This window comes from Thiohalomonas denitrificans, from assembly GCF_900102855.1.
Lineage (GTDB): Bacteria > Pseudomonadota > Gammaproteobacteria > Thiohalomonadales > Thiohalomonadaceae > Thiohalomonas > Thiohalomonas denitrificans.
On the sequence record NZ_FMWD01000006.1, the window covers coordinates 248885 to 262683 of the forward strand.

The window sequence follows — 13799 nt, forward strand, 5'->3', positions numbered from 1 at the left end:
CAATCTAACAGCATCCGCCAGCGGGGGTCGAATCCGCATCCGGCGGTGGCTGCCTTGGCCAAGTGAAGCGAAAGGTGGTGCCGCGTTGCTCAGGGTCGGACTCCACACGGATGCTACCGCCGCGACTGGCAACCAGTTTACGTACCAGACCTAGCCCCATGCCGCTACTGGTGCCATTACCCTGATCAAAGGAGCGAAACATGTCGAAGATCCCCTCCTGCTGTGCCTGATGTATCCCGGGGCCGTCATCGGTAACGGTGAACTCGAAGAAATCACCCTGTTCCCGGGCATCGATTCGGATGCGCCCACTATCCCGGTCGTGGTGCTGAATGGTATTGCCGATCAGGTTGACCAGCGTCTGACGCAAGGGCAGGCGTTCAGCCTCAAGAGTAGGCACCGACTCACCGATTTCGATTCGGAATCCGTACGCGGCATCGCCCATCTCGGCAAAAACTTCCTTTATCAGCGCCGCTACGTCGATGCGTTCGGTACCGGCATCGGGATTATCGGCCCTGGAGAAAGCCAATACGCGATTGATCAGCTCATCCGCCTGTCGGGCACGATCACGCAGCATGTGCAGATACTGCCGAGCCTCGGGAGCCAGGCTTTGGCCGTAATCCTCTTCCACCACCGTAGCCAGGTTGGACATGGCGCGAAGAGGCGCCTTGAGGTCGTGGGAGAGCATATGCGAAAAACTGCGCAGTTCGTTATTGACGTGCGCCAACTGACGCGCCCGGTCCTCCAATACAGCACGACTGTGAGCCAGCGCGTTTTCGGTACGCTTGCGATCGGAGATGTCGAGCAGCATGGTACGGCAGCTTTCCGGAGACCGGCCACTGCGATCTGACACGCTTTCCAGCAAGGCGTCGAACTCCGTGCGATCCTTTTTTCGCAGACGCAATTCCGTGGCCGTGATCTGGTCCGAATCCAGGGTTTTCCTGAGATGGCTAAAAAAGGCGGTCGAGTCGCCTAGGGCGATATGCGGCGACAGCGGTTGCCCGAGCAGGTGTTCGCGCTCGACGCCGAGCATGGCAGCCGCAGTGAGATTGATCTCCAGGACCTGGCCGAGCCGGTCCAGGGTGATGTAACCGACCGGGGCATAATCGTAAAGGTCGGCGTAGCGTTCGCGGGTCTCCTCAAGAACCCGCTGAACCTCACGCAGTTCGCGATTCTGCGCCTCTATCAATTCCCATTGGGACGGACTTCGGCCGTGCTCGCTCTCGTTTTCCGGATGGCGCTTCGACATAAATCCGTACCTCAATCGGGTCCCGGCTATGTGCGATTGAAATCGACGGCCGGTTCAGCGGTCACCACAGCGACGGGAGTATCGGTGGTATTGCGCAGCGGCGAAAGGGTCAAATCCACTGTTTGGCGATGTCCGTCACGAGAAAGGCAATCTACCCGGAACTGCTGATCCTCTGTGTTGTGCCCGGTACGCTGGAGGGCTTCGCGCAATGCTTCATGAGCATCGTCCAGGTAAACGTCGAAAATGCTCATGCCGACCGCCTCCTCTTCGCTATACCCGTACAGCCTCTCGGCGGCATGGTTCCAGGCGATAATATGCCCATCCAATTCGACGACTGCGATGGCATCGCTGGTTTCGTGCATCATGCCCGCGCGGCGACGAGCCGTGGCCATGTCCTTGAGATGGGTGATATCGACATAGGCCAGCACGACCCCGTCAATGCGGTTATCCTGAGTCTTGTAGGGCCGTATTTTGACGTAATAGAGCCGTCCACTCTCGCCCTCGACCTCACGGGTGGCCGGAGTGACGGTATCCATGACCCGGTGCGCCAGACTCTGCAGGTCCGGCACCGCCACCTTGGCGCGGATGTCGCTGATCGGCCGGCCGATATCCCCCGGAATGAGATTGAGTACCTCCTCAGCCGTGGGCGTGAAATAGCGGATGCGCAGATCGCCGTTAAGCATCACGACCGGGATACTCACGCAGGTCAGCAAGTTCTGCAGGTCGGCATTGAGTTGACCCAGCTCCCGGTTGCGCGACTCCAGCTCCTGATTAACGGTCGCCAGCTCTTCATTGGTGGACTGCAGCTCCTCGCGGCTGGTTTCCACCTCTTCGTTATTGCTCTGCAGTTCCTCGTTGCTGGAGAGGACCTCCTCGTGGGCAATGCGCAGTTGCTCATTGACCTGCTCCTGCTCATCGAGCATCGATTGCAGATACTCGCGGGTCTCGGCCAACTCGTCCTCCAGCTCGGCGACTCGGGCATCCGATACCTCGGCGCCGCTCTGCGGCACGGCCTGGCGCTGAACCCGCACCGGCTCGAACACCACCAGGTAATAGGTCGAAACCCCCTCCGGTGTCTCCAGCGGCCGAATCGCCAGGTCGACCCATTCACCGTCGCCCTTATTGTGGAGCGAGACATGCTCCTTGCGGCCGGCCTGTCCGGTCTTGACCACCTGATGGAGCAGGCTGCGCAGGGGCACGACCAGGTCCCCCCTTACCAGTTTCAAAAGATTCAGACTTGCAGCGCCGGGGGCCGGCTGCAGGTATTGGCCGGTACGACGCCCCCGAAAATGACACACCTGCCCGGTCCCGGTGACGACCACCGCCGGCGGCGCGAACTGATCGAGCAGGCAACGGTCCGCAAGCTGCTCCGGACTCCACGATGTGCGTTCGGCGGGTACGGAGCCGCTCTGGGGCTCTTCCAAGGCCGCCGTATGGCCGAGTGACTGGCTGCTGTAGTGGACCCGGTTTGCCGTCGCCCTCTTGCGATAGACCTTGTTGTGGGTGTCGACCACCGAGAACAGGTCCGCCGCACGTGCGGTACTCTCCGAACGGCCCAGGAGCAGAAAACGGTTGGGGTCCAGGGCGTAGTGGATCACCTGCAGGGCCCGTTCCTGCATCACCGGCTGAAGATAGATCAGGAGATTGCGGCAGCAGACGAGGTCGAGATGGGAAAAGGGCGGGTCGCTCAACAGATTGTGTGCAGCGAAGACGCACAGGTTACGCAAAGGCGTTATCACCTCGTAACCCTCGGGAGTGTGAACGAAAAAACGCTGCAACTGGCTGCTGGAGAGTTTCTTCACCGCCTGCTCGGAATAGACGGCACGCCGGGCCTGCCTGATCGCCTCGGCATCCAAGTCGCTGGCAAAGATCTGGATGGGGATGTTGTAGGCCTCATCGCCCAGGAATTCCAGCAAGCTGATCAGCACCGAGTAGACCTCCTCGCCAGTGGAGCAGGCAGGGATCCAGATACGCAACGGCGCATTTTCCTGTCGTTCCTCGAACAGGGAGGGAAATACCTTCTCCTGCAGCGCCTCAAAGCTCTCCGGCTCACGGAAAAACTCGGTGACGTTGATGAGAATGTCCCGGAACAGGGCATCCACCTCGTTCGGTTCGCATTTGAGCAGAGCCACGTAATCCGGCAAACGCTCACAATGCCTCGATACCATATGCCGCCGGACCCGGCGCAAGATAGTGGCGTCCTTGTAGCCGGAGAGGTCGTGACCGGTGCGGCTCCGGATGAGCTCGAACAGGTCGGACAGGTTCCCGCCCGCGACCTTTTTTTCCAGCTCAAGCTGCCCGGGTTTACGTAGATAGGGGTGACGAGCGACACGAGCCAGCTCTTTGGCGATTTCTCCGGGGGGCAGCACGCCGTCGACCCCCATTTGCGCGGCATTCTGCGGCATGGCCGGCTGGGTGGCGGATTGAGGGTCCTGAACGAAGACCAGGCCGCCGGCAGCACGGATTACCTGGAGCCCGGCGGCACCATCGTGACCGGCGCCGGAAAGGACTACACCAATGGCGATACTGCCCCGGTCCCTCGCCAGGGAGCGGAAGAAACGATCGATACGATCCGACGGAATCTGCTGTGTTTCGGGCAGCAGGTGAAGTCGACCCTCCGAAAGGTCGATGTAGTGACCCGGTGGAATCACATAAATATGATCAGGTTCAACTTCGACGCCCTCGGTGACCTGCCGCACAGGCAGATCGGTCTCATGCTGCAGCAGCTCCGACAGGATACTCCGATGCCCCGGAGCCAGATGCTGGACCAGCACGAAGCCCATTCCGGTGTCATTCGGCAGGGCCTGCAACAGCTCGCGGTAAGCGCTGAGGCCACCGGCGGACGCACCAATACCGACCACCGGGATGTCCGCGCCGGCCTCGTGGTGGTCCGCTCGCTCGGTTTCTGTGTTCATCTTCTCGAGTCCCCCAAAGCCGTGCGTCAAAACCCCCATGTTTGCCGTGACGACGAGTGGGGAGTGAGATGGCTTTAACCACATCCGTGACGAACGAATCCACATCCAGCAACATGGCAGACGTTTTTGACTCTTTCCGCTCGCTCCAGGGAATAGCTTAATACGAAACAGTGTCCATAAAAAACGGGCCGAGCCCCGGATCCTCCACAATTGGAGGGCGGGGCATCGGCCCGTCCTTAGTTGGCGAGCGCGGAACGCGCGCGTGGCGCGTTTCGGCTCAGCCGGTCAGCAACGTCTTATTGAGGAGTAACGTTGCTGGCCTGGGGACCCTTGGGACCATTTTCCAGGGTGAAGCTAACCGGCTGACCTTCGGCCAGGGTTTTAAAGCCTGAGCCCTGGATTGCACTGAAGTGAACGAAAACGTCTGCGCCGCCATCATCCTGAGAGATGAAGCCAAAGCCCTTGGATTCGTTGAACCACTTCACGGTACCTGTAGACATAGTAATCTTTACCTTTAAATATCAAATATATAGAGAGAGTTGTGCGTACAGGTAATGAAGAGGTGATTCGAGGAGTATCTGTGAGGCACTGCTGAAATTACCAATTAACAATATCTGTAGCAAGCAGAACTATAGGCCCATTTCCGAGTGAATGCCAGAACTATTTTCAGACAATATCCAAAACGGCCAAAGCCGAGAGGGGCCCGGCACCTCCATGTGCCTGTTGATGCCCTATTCAGCCTTCAGATACGCGAAACCTTCCGATTGCAACTCGGCGAGCCGCACGACCCCGGAAGGGACTGCTGCAACCGGCTCGTAGAGCTTGTCTTCAGAGACTCCGGTCTGGGTGCGGGTAATATTACACAACTCCAGCTTCACGCCCCGATCGCTCAGTGAGAGCAGCCGGCCCTTGATGCTCTCCCGACGCTCCGCCAGTTCGGCATCCTCAGCGAAGGGGGTGTCGACCAGCTTGTCATCGGTGAGAAAACGAATACCGTGCGCGACGAACACGATCCGCACGTCGTAGTCGACCAATTCATTCTGGTAGTGGGTCACCATGTTGTTGATGCTGGTCAGCATGGCGCTGAAACGGCGCGAGTCGGCAAAATCGGCGTGGTATACGACCTTGACCACACCATCGGAGAAATCCGCAGCCATCGCTCGTCCCGGAATCCAGCTCGTTGCGAAAACCAGGAGCAGTACGGCGGTCAACAATCCGCCACGCCCGGAAACCCGGCCGGTCGGTAACACTTTCATATCGCCTCCTGTGAGTATCCGATCATTGATGCACTACCTGCTTCGTGCCGGGCGCCCTTTGCTCACGCAGGGCCTCAATGTTGGTTTTTTATCAGAGTGGACCCGGGACTCTGACAAGATAGCCGAAACCCGCGACGAGGGACATCTATCTCGGGCCGACTGCCCCGACTCGACGACGGGGGGCAGCAACTCGGCTAACATGGGAATTAGCGATTCGGAAAAGGAATTCAGGAGTACGCATGGAATTCGGCAGACCCGTTCTGGTTATGGCCTGTTTTTTCTCACTCATCGCTTGTGTAGGCGGCGGCGGAGGCGCTACTGCTGTCGATGACGACGGAAAGACCAGCCCTGATGATGCCACGCACTCGATCATGATGACGCCGGTAGCCGACGGACTGGAGAACCCCTGGGCTCTCGCTTTCCTGACCGACGGCGACATTCTGGTGACCGAGCGCCCCGGCCGGTTGCGGCTCATTCAAGATGGCAATCTGGTCGAGCAGCCGGTCACCGGATTGCCGGAAGTATGGGTCGGCGGGCAGGGAGGACTGCTCGATGTCGAGGCGCACCCCGACTTCGCCAACAACCGGCTCATCTACTTCTCCTACAGCGCGGGCACCGATTCGGAGCAGACCACCCGGGTAACACGGGCCCGGTATGAAAACGGCGCGTTGTCGGAGTTACTGACCATCTTCGAGGCCGAACCCTACCGGGACAGCAGCAAACACTTCGGCTCCCGTCTCGCTTTCGACAGCCAGAACTTTCTCTACATCAGCCTGGGAGAGAGGGGCGACCGCGCTCAAGCCCAGGACCGGCTCGACCACGTCGGCTCGATCATTCGCATCCATGATGATGGGCGCGTACCTGCCGATAACCCATTCTTCTCTGCACCGGATGCCCGATCCGAACTGTTCAGCATCGGCCACCGGAACCCCCAGGGACTCACCCGCAACCCGTTCAGTGGCGATATATGGAGCCATGAGCACGGGCCGCAGGGCGGCGACGAAGTCAATCTCATCCGTGCCGGACTCAACTACGGCTGGCCCGAGATCACCCACGGCACCAATTACGACGGCACTCCCATCGGCCCGAGCCAGCAGGAAGGCATGGAGCCACCGCTTTATCACTGGGCTCCGACCTCAATCGCACCGTCAGGCATGGCCTTCTATACCGGCGATCGATTCCCGAACTGGGAGGGGGATCTCTTCCTCGGTGCACTCGCCGGACGCGCACTGGTACGCCTGCAAGTGGCGGGAAACGAAGTCACCGGCGAAGAGCGGCTACTGGAGAGCGAAGAAATGCGAATCCGGGATGTGGCCGAGGGGCCCGACGGCTATCTGTGGATTGTGACCGACCACAATCCGGGACAACTGATACGTCTGGAACCGGCGGAGTAGCTACCGCTTCGACTACCCGGCATCACCGGCTTCGGAGATAAAGCCTCTCGACCTTCTCCCTGGCCCAGGGAGTACGGCGCAGGAATTTCAGACTGGAGGAGATACTCGGGTCCTTGGTAAAGCATTTGATCTTGATGCGTCGACCCAACTCTTCCCAGCCGTACTCCTCCACCAGCCGTGTGAGCATCATCTCCAGCGTCACACCATGTAACGGGTCCCGGTGACGCTCTTCACTCATCGGTGCCGCCATCCGTATCGCCCTTTTCCGGTTTGATCTCGGCCTTTTTCACCCGAATCGGTTGACCGGCCAGCATGGTGCCGTTGAGGTTTTTCATCGCCGCCTTGGCCTCACCGGGCCTTGGCATCTCCACGAACCCAAAGCCTTTCGAGTTACCGGTCTGTTTGTCCATGACCAGCGAGCAGGACTGCACGCTTCCGTAGGCCTCGAACAGCTCCCTGAGCTCGTTCTCTGTGGTGGTACGGGCGAGGTTGCGAATCAAAAGTTTCATTAGCGGTACCGAAGTCATCCGATGGGGAAGGCGGGCCAACAGCCGTTTAGCTTACCCGAACCCACCCGTAAATACCGCCTGGCAGTAAAACGGAAATCGCAACCGCTAGCGCCTGTTCGGCGGGCCGACCAGCCGAGCGCCCATAGCCAGTCCAAGCCCGAACAGGCCATGAATGGCCAGCAGCGAGCCCCCTGAAACCCGCTCCTGGATACCCGGACTGAGCCGCCGCGGGAGGACGTGGTAGTCAATGATCCAGGCCAGCAAAGACGCGCTGGTACCGGCAAGCAGTGCTCCGCGAAGACCCCGGTGTGTGCTCCCGCGAAAGAGCGTCAGCATCACCGCTGCCCAAAAGAGGCCTGCGCCCAGATTGATGACCACGCCCGGGAGTGTGTGCCGATACGAAAATCGCCGCTCGTCAAGGGCCGACTCACCCCAGATGACGTGACCGGGAGCATTGAGGGCCGCTACGGCGCTACCGCTGTCGCGCCGCCCGAACAGGGCCGCAGCGACCGAGAACAGGACCCCCGCGAGTAATCCCGGAACCACCACTTCCGCCAGGCTGGGCCGCCGAGTTTCCATGTCGAACCTCCTCCGATCACTAGTCCTTATGCCCCAGTATGGACAAATCCACAGCCGGTGTTCATCCGCAACCGCCTTCCGCCACACGGCCAGGGCCCGGGACAGGCGAGACGATTGCATAGGCACAGTTGTTTAACATACAAATTAAAGGGATACTCAGAGCAGGTGCGTTCCAGAACGGTCGTACCGGTACTACCAAAAAAACAAGACAAAGGAGATCATCAATGTCGCTGAAGCGAACACTGAAGATGGTACTCGCAGGGGGAATTGCGTTGAGTACCACCACCCTGGCAAGCGGGCCCTCGCCGGAGATGCTGGCCCAAACCTGTGCCGCCTGTCATGGAACCAACGGTTCCAGCATAGCCTTCACCCCCTCCATCGCAGGGGCCGATCCCGAGTATTTCGTCGATAGCATGCAAGCCTTCAAGAATGGCGATCGCAATGTGACGGTGATGGACCGTATCGCCAAAGGCTATTCGGATGACCAGATCCAGAAAATGGCCGAGTTTTTCGCCAAACAACCGGCGCGTCCCATGGAGCAGGAGTATTCGCCGGTAAAGGCGAAACTCGGCGCAACGCTGCACGAAGACTACTGCGAGAAGTGCCACGAAGACGGCGGCCTCGACTCCGAAACCAGTGCCGTCCTGGCCGGTCAATCCATGCTCTACCTCAACTACTCGATGGCCGACTTCAAGGAAGGGCATCGGGAGACACCCAAAAAGATGGCGCGGCGCGTGAAGAGCCTGCTCAAGGAGCATGGTCCGGATGGGCTGGATACCATTCTGCACTACTACGCCAGCCAGAAATAAGGGGGAGGACAGTATGAATACAATTGATCGGCGTAATTTTCTCAAGTTGTCCGGCGGAGCCGTCGCACTCGGCACACTCGGCGCCTGCGCGGGCCCGAACAAAAGCTCGATGGCCGCGAAGAAGGTGGTGGTTGTAGGCGGCGGCCCGGGTGGGGCCACGGCAGCCAAGTACCTGACCATGCTCGACCCGAATGTGGATGTCACACTTATCGAGCCCAACCGCACCTATCACACCTGCTTCATGAGTAACGAAGTACTCTCCGGAGAGCGCTCCATCGACTCCATCGCCTTCGGGTTCGACGGTCTTCGCAAGCGCGGCATTCGGGTCGTGCACGATCTCGTCACCGCGATCGATCCGGAATCCCGAACGATAACCACCAAGGGCGGTGATACCTTCAACTATGACCGGGCCGTTGTCTCCCCGGGCGTCGACTTCAAGTGGGAAGCCATCAACGGCTACAACGCACAAGTCGCCGAAAACATTCCGCACGCCTGGAAAGCCGGTCCCCAGACCGTCACCCTTCGCAAACAGCTCGAGGCGATGCGTGATGGAGGAACGGTAATCATCGTACCGCCCACCAACCCGTTCCGCTGTCCGCCGGGGCCTTACGAGCGGGCCAGCCAGATCGCCCACTACCTGAAACACAACAAGCCCAGTTCGAAGATCCTGGTCCTCGACCCGAAAGACAAGTTCTCCAAACAAGGTCTGTTCACCCAGGGCTGGAAAAGGCTTTACGGCTACGGCACCGACAACTCCATGATCGAATGGGTTTCCGGCGCAGCCGGGGGCAAGATCGAGGGCGTGGATGCCCGTAGCATGACGGTTCAGGGCGCGGTCGAGTCCTTCAAAGGCGACGTCATCAACGTTATCCCGCCCCAGAAGGCCGGCAAACTGGCCTTCACCGCCGGGCTAACCAAGGGTGACTGGTGTCCAATCAACAAAAAGACCTTCGAGTCGCTGATCCACCCCAATATCCACGTGTTGGGCGACGCCTCCATCTCTGCCGGCATGCCCAAGTCCGGCTATAGCGCCAATGTACAGGCCAAGGTCTGCGCAATGGCCATCTCGGACATGCTCAATGACCGGGAGCCGGGTGATCCTTCCTACATGAATACCTGTTACAGCATCGTGGGCAAGGATTACGGGATGTCGGTCTCCGTGGTTTACGCCTTCGATGAAGCCAACAACCAAATCGTCAAGGTGAAGGGTGCCGGTGGACTCACGCCCTCCGACGCCAGCGATGAGGCACTGAAGCGGGAATCCCGGTACGCTCACGGCTGGTTCCGTAATATCACGGACGACATGTACAGCTGATTCCAGCTGCCAGAGCGGAACGGAACGGGGCCTGCGGGCCCCGTTTTTCATGACAGACCCGAAAGACAGCGGTTTTCCAGCTCCCCTCGCCCGCCCCCGGGCCATCGGCTCTTCCGTATGCGCCCCAAATCGAGCATTTCGCTGCCGTACTCGGGAAGCGGACTCGCAGCACTGAACTACTATGGAAAGAGGAAAAGAGACTTGTTCACAACCTGGAGGTTATCGCTGTGCACAAGACACTGGACGATTTCAAGGACGACTTTCCGAATGCCTGGGCAGCCTACGAGAATCTGCGGAATACCTGTGATCACGATGGCCCGCTAGACAAGAAAACGGTCGAGTTGATCAAGGTGGGTATCGCCGCTGCGCAGGAACATGAGGGCAGTCTGGTATCCCACGTCTCACAGGCGCAAAAGGCAGGCGCAAGCCCCGGGGAAATCTATCACGCAGTGCTGCAAGCGACCGGGATTGCCGGCTTCACTGTCACCCTGCACGGGATGCGTACCGCCAAGACCTACATCGAACAGTAAATCTGCTCGTGCCGGAGCGGGGGACTCCCCGATCCGGCACGAGACGCATGGATTCCCTACGGGTGGGTTGCCCGGATTCGCCGCTCCCAAGCGACGTTTTCAGATTCGACCAACGATCTTCAATGCTATGCCTTTCCTGCTCGGGAAACTGCCACCCAACATCCTTGGCGAGCTGCTGGGCCGAATACCCCTCGACGATCCCGACATCGTTGTCGGCCCCGGGATCGGCATGGATTGCGCCGTATTGCGCTTTGGCGACCGGCTTCTGATCGCCAAGTCCGACCCGGTCACCCTCACAAGCGATGGACTCGGCCATTACCTGGTCTCGGTCAACGCCAACGACGTCGCAACCACCGGTGCCCGCCCCCGCTGGCTTCTGGTCACCCTGCTGTTACCCGAGCAAAAGTCGGACCTCGCCCTGGTGAGCGACCTGATGGATCAGATCAATCGCTCCTGCCGGGAACTCGGTATTGCCCTGGTGGGCGGGCATACGGAGATTACCTCGGGCCTCGACCGGCCCATTGCCGTCGGTGCACTACTGGGAGAGGTTGAAGAGGGGCAACTGATTACGCCCCGCGGGGCTCGCCCCGGCGATCGGATCCTGCTCACCAAAGGTGTCCCAATCGAGGGCACGGCGATCATTGGCCGGGAGATGGCAGAAGAGCTGACAAGAAAGCTGGGCAGCAAGGTCGCCGCTGCTGCACGGGCCTTCGCCCACCAGCCCGGAATCAGCGTCACGGCGGATGCCCGAATCGCCACCGCAGCCGCGCAAGTCACCGCCATGCACGACCCCACCGAGGGGGGACTGATCACGGCCCTGTGGGAACTTGCCGAAGCCAGTAACCGCCACCTTGCCGTCGACCCGGCAGCCGTTCCGATCCCGGAACTGTCACGGCAAATCTGCAGCAGCATGAACATCGACCCGTTGGCGACCATCGCCTCGGGAGCGCTGCTGGTGACTGCAGCCCCGGAAGATGCCGCCCGCATCAAAGCGGCTCTCCTGTCGGAGGGGATCGCCTGTGCCGACATCGGTACGGTGGGCGAGGGTCCGGCAGGCCTGGAGCGGCTCACGAATGATGGCTATGTGCCCTGGCCAATGCCCGAGCGCGACGAGCTGGCTCGTCTGTTGGAAAATCGGGGCGGCTAATGCGCTCCTTTTCCCCTATTCGACCGGTTCGATGGTCGACTCTTCAACGAGCGTGGGATAGAAGTAACCCATGCCAAAATCCGTATCGAGCTTGACGGTACCGGTGGCACGCACCCGGTCACCGACATTGGCCGTCTGCTGACTGGTGAAGGTCAGCGGTTCGGCCCCGGCCGGAGCGCCCTCGTCCTGAACGTGAACGAAATTGCGCTTCATGATGCCGTTGTTCACCTTCACCACTTCACCCACCACAGAGACCTGCTTGCCGCCAAGTTCCGAGCGGTTGGCATGCACATCGGCTATCGATAGGGTGTCGGCCAGCGCAGCCGAGGCAGAGAGAACTGCTGCGACGGCAAACACCAGGAAAGGCATCGATTTCATAAGGTATATCCTCGCTGGGGATCGAACCCCCTTCTACCACACTGACGCCAACGAGAGAAACCGGCTGCAGGTGATATCGAATACCTGAGGTCGCACGACCGGTCTGTCGACCTTGAAGTGCGCCAGACAGAGCGCCCGTCTTCCGGCCGCAAATGGACTTTTGCTTTTGGGCAGCGTGACTCGCGAGCTTTGCAGGACATCCAGGCCCGGCTCGGAGAAGAGGCGGATTCACGAGGCGTGCAGGTCGATAAGAAATCCCCTAGCTGCGCGAGCCCTCAGCCACTTATACGGTCAATTTCGACTACAAAAACGGCCTTCTAAGTACAAAAGGATGAAGGATATCGTGAATTAATGAATTGGTATCAATCGCTTACGCTGGTCCGACCCTAAAATTAATCCTCTCCCTAAAATTCCCTCGCCGCTGATAATCATCATGCTGAGTGAATACCTCGACCTGCCCAGAGAACTCAAGCCCCATACCCTGCGCGCCAAACACTGTATCAAGCAGTCCAGCTAATCGCCCGCGTCAAACAGGCCGGCCAGCGTCCTCGTCCTTCGGCGAGTTCCGAGGGACGAGGTCACCAGTAAATCATTTACTGTGCCGTTACCTATTTATGGGTCGGTGTAGGTGCCTGAGCTGCCCGCCGCCCAGCCATACATGTCTGCCGCCGTTACTTCGTCACCGCCGCTGACGCTACTTTCTCTCTCGCTGGCGGTGTTGAGATATCCACCGCTGACGCTGCTGGATTGCCCGCCGGCGTAATTAAAAGCTCCCCCGCTAATACTGCTGAAGTCCCCGTTGGCGGTATTGGTCTCTCCTCCGCTGACGCTGCTGTACTCCCCACTGGCGGTGTTCATTGCACCACCGCTGACGCTGCTGAAGTCCCCGCTGGCGGTGTGGTACCTTCCTCCGCTGACGCTGCTGTATTTTCCGCTGGAGGTGTTTCGCTCCCCACCACTGACGGAGGCATGCAAGCGATGAATGGCGTTGTTACTGCCGACCACGAGACCGCCATAACTGGAATAGCTGTTTTTAGACCCACCAACGATATTATGAGAGCCGGACTTGTGACTTTGCGCCCAGGTTTTACCGGCATTCTCGCAACTGGTCGGATCAGCGTACGAACCGTCGCTGCAGATCGGATCCCCCGCATCACGCGCGGCATCGTAGCCGACAATGAAGTTGCCCAGGCCGTTGATACTGTCGGTCTGCCCCGCGCCGTTGACCAGTTGCAGGTTGACGCCCATGAGGCGTACCAGCGGGCCGCGGTTGTCGGAAACGGTGTCCACCGTAAGATAGGGTTCCAGGTCCATGACATGGCTGTTGTTGATGCCGCTGATTTGGGAGTCATGCGTCGCGACCTCGCTTTCCAGTGTCGCGATGGTGGCGTTGGCATCATTCAGATCCGATTCCAGTTGCGTAATGGTGTCCTTGGCGGTATTGACCTCATTTTGCAAGGTGTCGACCGCCGCTTGCAGATCCGCGATCGCGTCCGCATTAGTTGTCGTGCGGGTGTCATTGTCGTTGACTTCCGTGGCGACAGCATCGAAGTTCGCGTTGACCTCGGCGGCGACCGCCGGGGTATCCGCCTGGAAGCTGTGCGGTACGCTGACCTGACCCGCACGGGCGGCATGCGACATCAACAAGAGTATTACCCCGCAGGTAATCAACAGCGGTATAGGCTTGCTCATGATTGCCCCTTTCTATTATTGAATTTATT

The 13799-nt window shown here is 59.5% G+C and carries 14 protein-coding genes; 5 read left to right on the plus strand and 9 right to left on the minus strand.

What is annotated here, in order from left to right; translation table 11 throughout:
- Window positions 1-4: 4 nt before the first annotated feature.
- From BLP65_RS11235 to BLP65_RS11250, 4 genes are all read right to left on the minus strand, one after another.
- Window positions 5-1246, minus strand: a complete 1242-nt coding sequence (locus tag BLP65_RS11235) for a sensor histidine kinase (RefSeq protein ID WP_092996979.1) — start codon at window positions 1244-1246, stop codon at window positions 5-7.
- A gap of 26 nt (window positions 1247-1272) precedes the next feature.
- Window positions 1273-4161, minus strand: a complete 2889-nt coding sequence (locus tag BLP65_RS11240) for a chemotaxis protein CheB (RefSeq protein WP_175452540.1) — start codon at window positions 4159-4161, stop codon at window positions 1273-1275.
- A gap of 296 nt (window positions 4162-4457) precedes the next feature.
- Window positions 4458-4661 carry a cold-shock protein gene (locus BLP65_RS11245; protein ID WP_092996985.1) on the minus strand — a complete coding sequence of 68 codons (204 nt, stop codon included), beginning with the start codon at window positions 4659-4661 and terminating at the stop codon, window positions 4458-4460.
- Between the two features lie 231 nt (window positions 4662-4892).
- On the minus strand, window positions 4893-5417 hold the full coding sequence (locus BLP65_RS11250; protein WP_092996988.1) for a DsrE family protein: 525 nt from the start codon (window positions 5415-5417) through the stop codon (window positions 4893-4895).
- A gap of 239 nt (window positions 5418-5656) precedes the next feature.
- On the opposite strand from BLP65_RS11250, the gene BLP65_RS11255 reads away from it, so the two are divergent.
- Window positions 5657-6811: a PQQ-dependent sugar dehydrogenase gene (locus tag BLP65_RS11255; protein ID WP_092996991.1), complete on the plus strand. Its 1155-nt coding sequence runs from the start codon at window positions 5657-5659 to the stop codon at window positions 6809-6811.
- Window positions 6812-6833: 22 nt separating this feature from the next.
- On the opposite strand, the gene BLP65_RS11260 is transcribed toward BLP65_RS11255, so the two are convergent.
- The 3 genes from BLP65_RS11260 to BLP65_RS11270 all read right to left on the minus strand — a co-directional run bounded on the left by BLP65_RS11260 (window position 6834) and on the right by BLP65_RS11270 (window position 7899).
- The gene (locus tag BLP65_RS11260) at window positions 6834-7049 is read right to left on the minus strand and encodes a VF530 family protein (RefSeq protein ID WP_092996995.1); all 216 of its coding nucleotides are present in this window, start codon (window positions 7047-7049) and stop codon (window positions 6834-6836) included.
- Entirely contained in the window at window positions 7042-7320 is a 279-nt protein-coding gene (locus BLP65_RS11265; protein ID WP_092996998.1) for an RNA recognition motif domain-containing protein, read from the minus strand. Before BLP65_RS11265 ends, BLP65_RS11260 begins: the two co-directional genes overlap by 8 nt.
- 105 nt (window positions 7321-7425) lie before the next feature.
- A complete protein-coding gene (locus tag BLP65_RS11270) occupies window positions 7426-7899 on the minus strand; it encodes a hypothetical protein (protein ID WP_092997001.1) in 474 nt (157 codons plus the stop codon).
- A 224-nt stretch (window positions 7900-8123) separates the two neighbouring features.
- On the opposite strand from BLP65_RS11270, the gene BLP65_RS11275 reads away from it, so the two are divergent.
- The 4 genes from BLP65_RS11275 to BLP65_RS11290 all read left to right on the plus strand — a co-directional run bounded on the left by BLP65_RS11275 (window position 8124) and on the right by BLP65_RS11290 (window position 11700).
- The gene (locus BLP65_RS11275) at window positions 8124-8708 is read left to right on the plus strand and encodes a c-type cytochrome (RefSeq protein ID WP_092997004.1); all 585 of its coding nucleotides are present in this window, start codon (window positions 8124-8126) and stop codon (window positions 8706-8708) included.
- Between the two features lie 13 nt (window positions 8709-8721).
- Window positions 8722-10023, plus strand: a complete 1302-nt coding sequence (locus tag BLP65_RS11280; protein ID WP_092997007.1) for an FCSD flavin-binding domain-containing protein — start codon at window positions 8722-8724, stop codon at window positions 10021-10023.
- Window positions 10024-10250: 227 nt separating this feature from the next.
- Window positions 10251-10553, plus strand: a complete 303-nt coding sequence (locus tag BLP65_RS11285) for a carboxymuconolactone decarboxylase family protein (protein WP_175452541.1) — start codon at window positions 10251-10253, stop codon at window positions 10551-10553.
- 127 nt (window positions 10554-10680) lie between these two features.
- A complete protein-coding gene (locus BLP65_RS11290; protein ID WP_092997013.1) occupies window positions 10681-11700 on the plus strand; it encodes an AIR synthase family protein in 1020 nt (339 codons plus the stop codon).
- Window positions 11701-11715: 15 nt separating this feature from the next.
- Here BLP65_RS11290 and BLP65_RS11295 read toward each other — a convergent pair whose 3' ends face one another.
- Together BLP65_RS11295 and BLP65_RS11300 are read right to left on the minus strand one after the other, a co-directional pair.
- Window positions 11716-12078, minus strand: a complete 363-nt coding sequence (locus BLP65_RS11295) for a hypothetical protein (protein ID WP_092997016.1) — start codon at window positions 12076-12078, stop codon at window positions 11716-11718.
- A gap of 612 nt (window positions 12079-12690) precedes the next feature.
- The gene (locus BLP65_RS11300) at window positions 12691-13770 is read right to left on the minus strand and encodes a hypothetical protein (protein WP_139181491.1); all 1080 of its coding nucleotides are present in this window, start codon (window positions 13768-13770) and stop codon (window positions 12691-12693) included.
- Between the last annotated feature and the right edge of the window lie 29 nt (window positions 13771-13799).

Excerpts from the sequence above, each read along its gene's own strand:
- BLP65_RS11235 (WP_092996979.1), bottom strand. The coding sequence starts at position 1,246 with ATGTCGAAGCGCCATCCGGAAAACGAGAGCGAGCACGGCCGAAGTCCG.
- BLP65_RS11240 (WP_175452540.1), bottom strand. The coding sequence starts at position 4,161 with ATGAACACAGAAACCGAGCGAGCGGACCACCACGAGGCCGGCGCGGAC.
- BLP65_RS11245 (WP_092996985.1), bottom strand. The coding sequence starts at position 4,661 with ATGTCTACAGGTACCGTGAAGTGGTTCAACGAATCCAAGGGCTTTGGC.
- BLP65_RS11250 (WP_092996988.1), bottom strand. The coding sequence starts at position 5,417 with ATGAAAGTGTTACCGACCGGCCGGGTTTCCGGGCGTGGCGGATTGTTG.
- BLP65_RS11255 (WP_092996991.1), top strand. The coding sequence starts at position 5,657 with ATGGAATTCGGCAGACCCGTTCTGGTTATGGCCTGTTTTTTCTCACTC.
- BLP65_RS11260 (WP_092996995.1), bottom strand. The coding sequence starts at position 7,049 with ATGAGTGAAGAGCGTCACCGGGACCCGTTACATGGTGTGACGCTGGAG.
- BLP65_RS11265 (WP_092996998.1), bottom strand. The coding sequence starts at position 7,320 with ATGAAACTTTTGATTCGCAACCTCGCCCGTACCACCACAGAGAACGAG.
- BLP65_RS11270 (WP_092997001.1), bottom strand. The coding sequence starts at position 7,899 with ATGGAAACTCGGCGGCCCAGCCTGGCGGAAGTGGTGGTTCCGGGATTA.
- BLP65_RS11275 (WP_092997004.1), top strand. The coding sequence starts at position 8,124 with ATGTCGCTGAAGCGAACACTGAAGATGGTACTCGCAGGGGGAATTGCG.
- BLP65_RS11280 (WP_092997007.1), top strand. The coding sequence starts at position 8,722 with ATGAATACAATTGATCGGCGTAATTTTCTCAAGTTGTCCGGCGGAGCC.
- BLP65_RS11290 (WP_092997013.1), top strand. The coding sequence starts at position 10,681 with ATGCCTTTCCTGCTCGGGAAACTGCCACCCAACATCCTTGGCGAGCTG.
- BLP65_RS11295 (WP_092997016.1), bottom strand. The coding sequence starts at position 12,078 with ATGAAATCGATGCCTTTCCTGGTGTTTGCCGTCGCAGCAGTTCTCTCT.
- BLP65_RS11300 (WP_139181491.1), bottom strand. The coding sequence starts at position 13,770 with ATGAGCAAGCCTATACCGCTGTTGATTACCTGCGGGGTAATACTCTTG.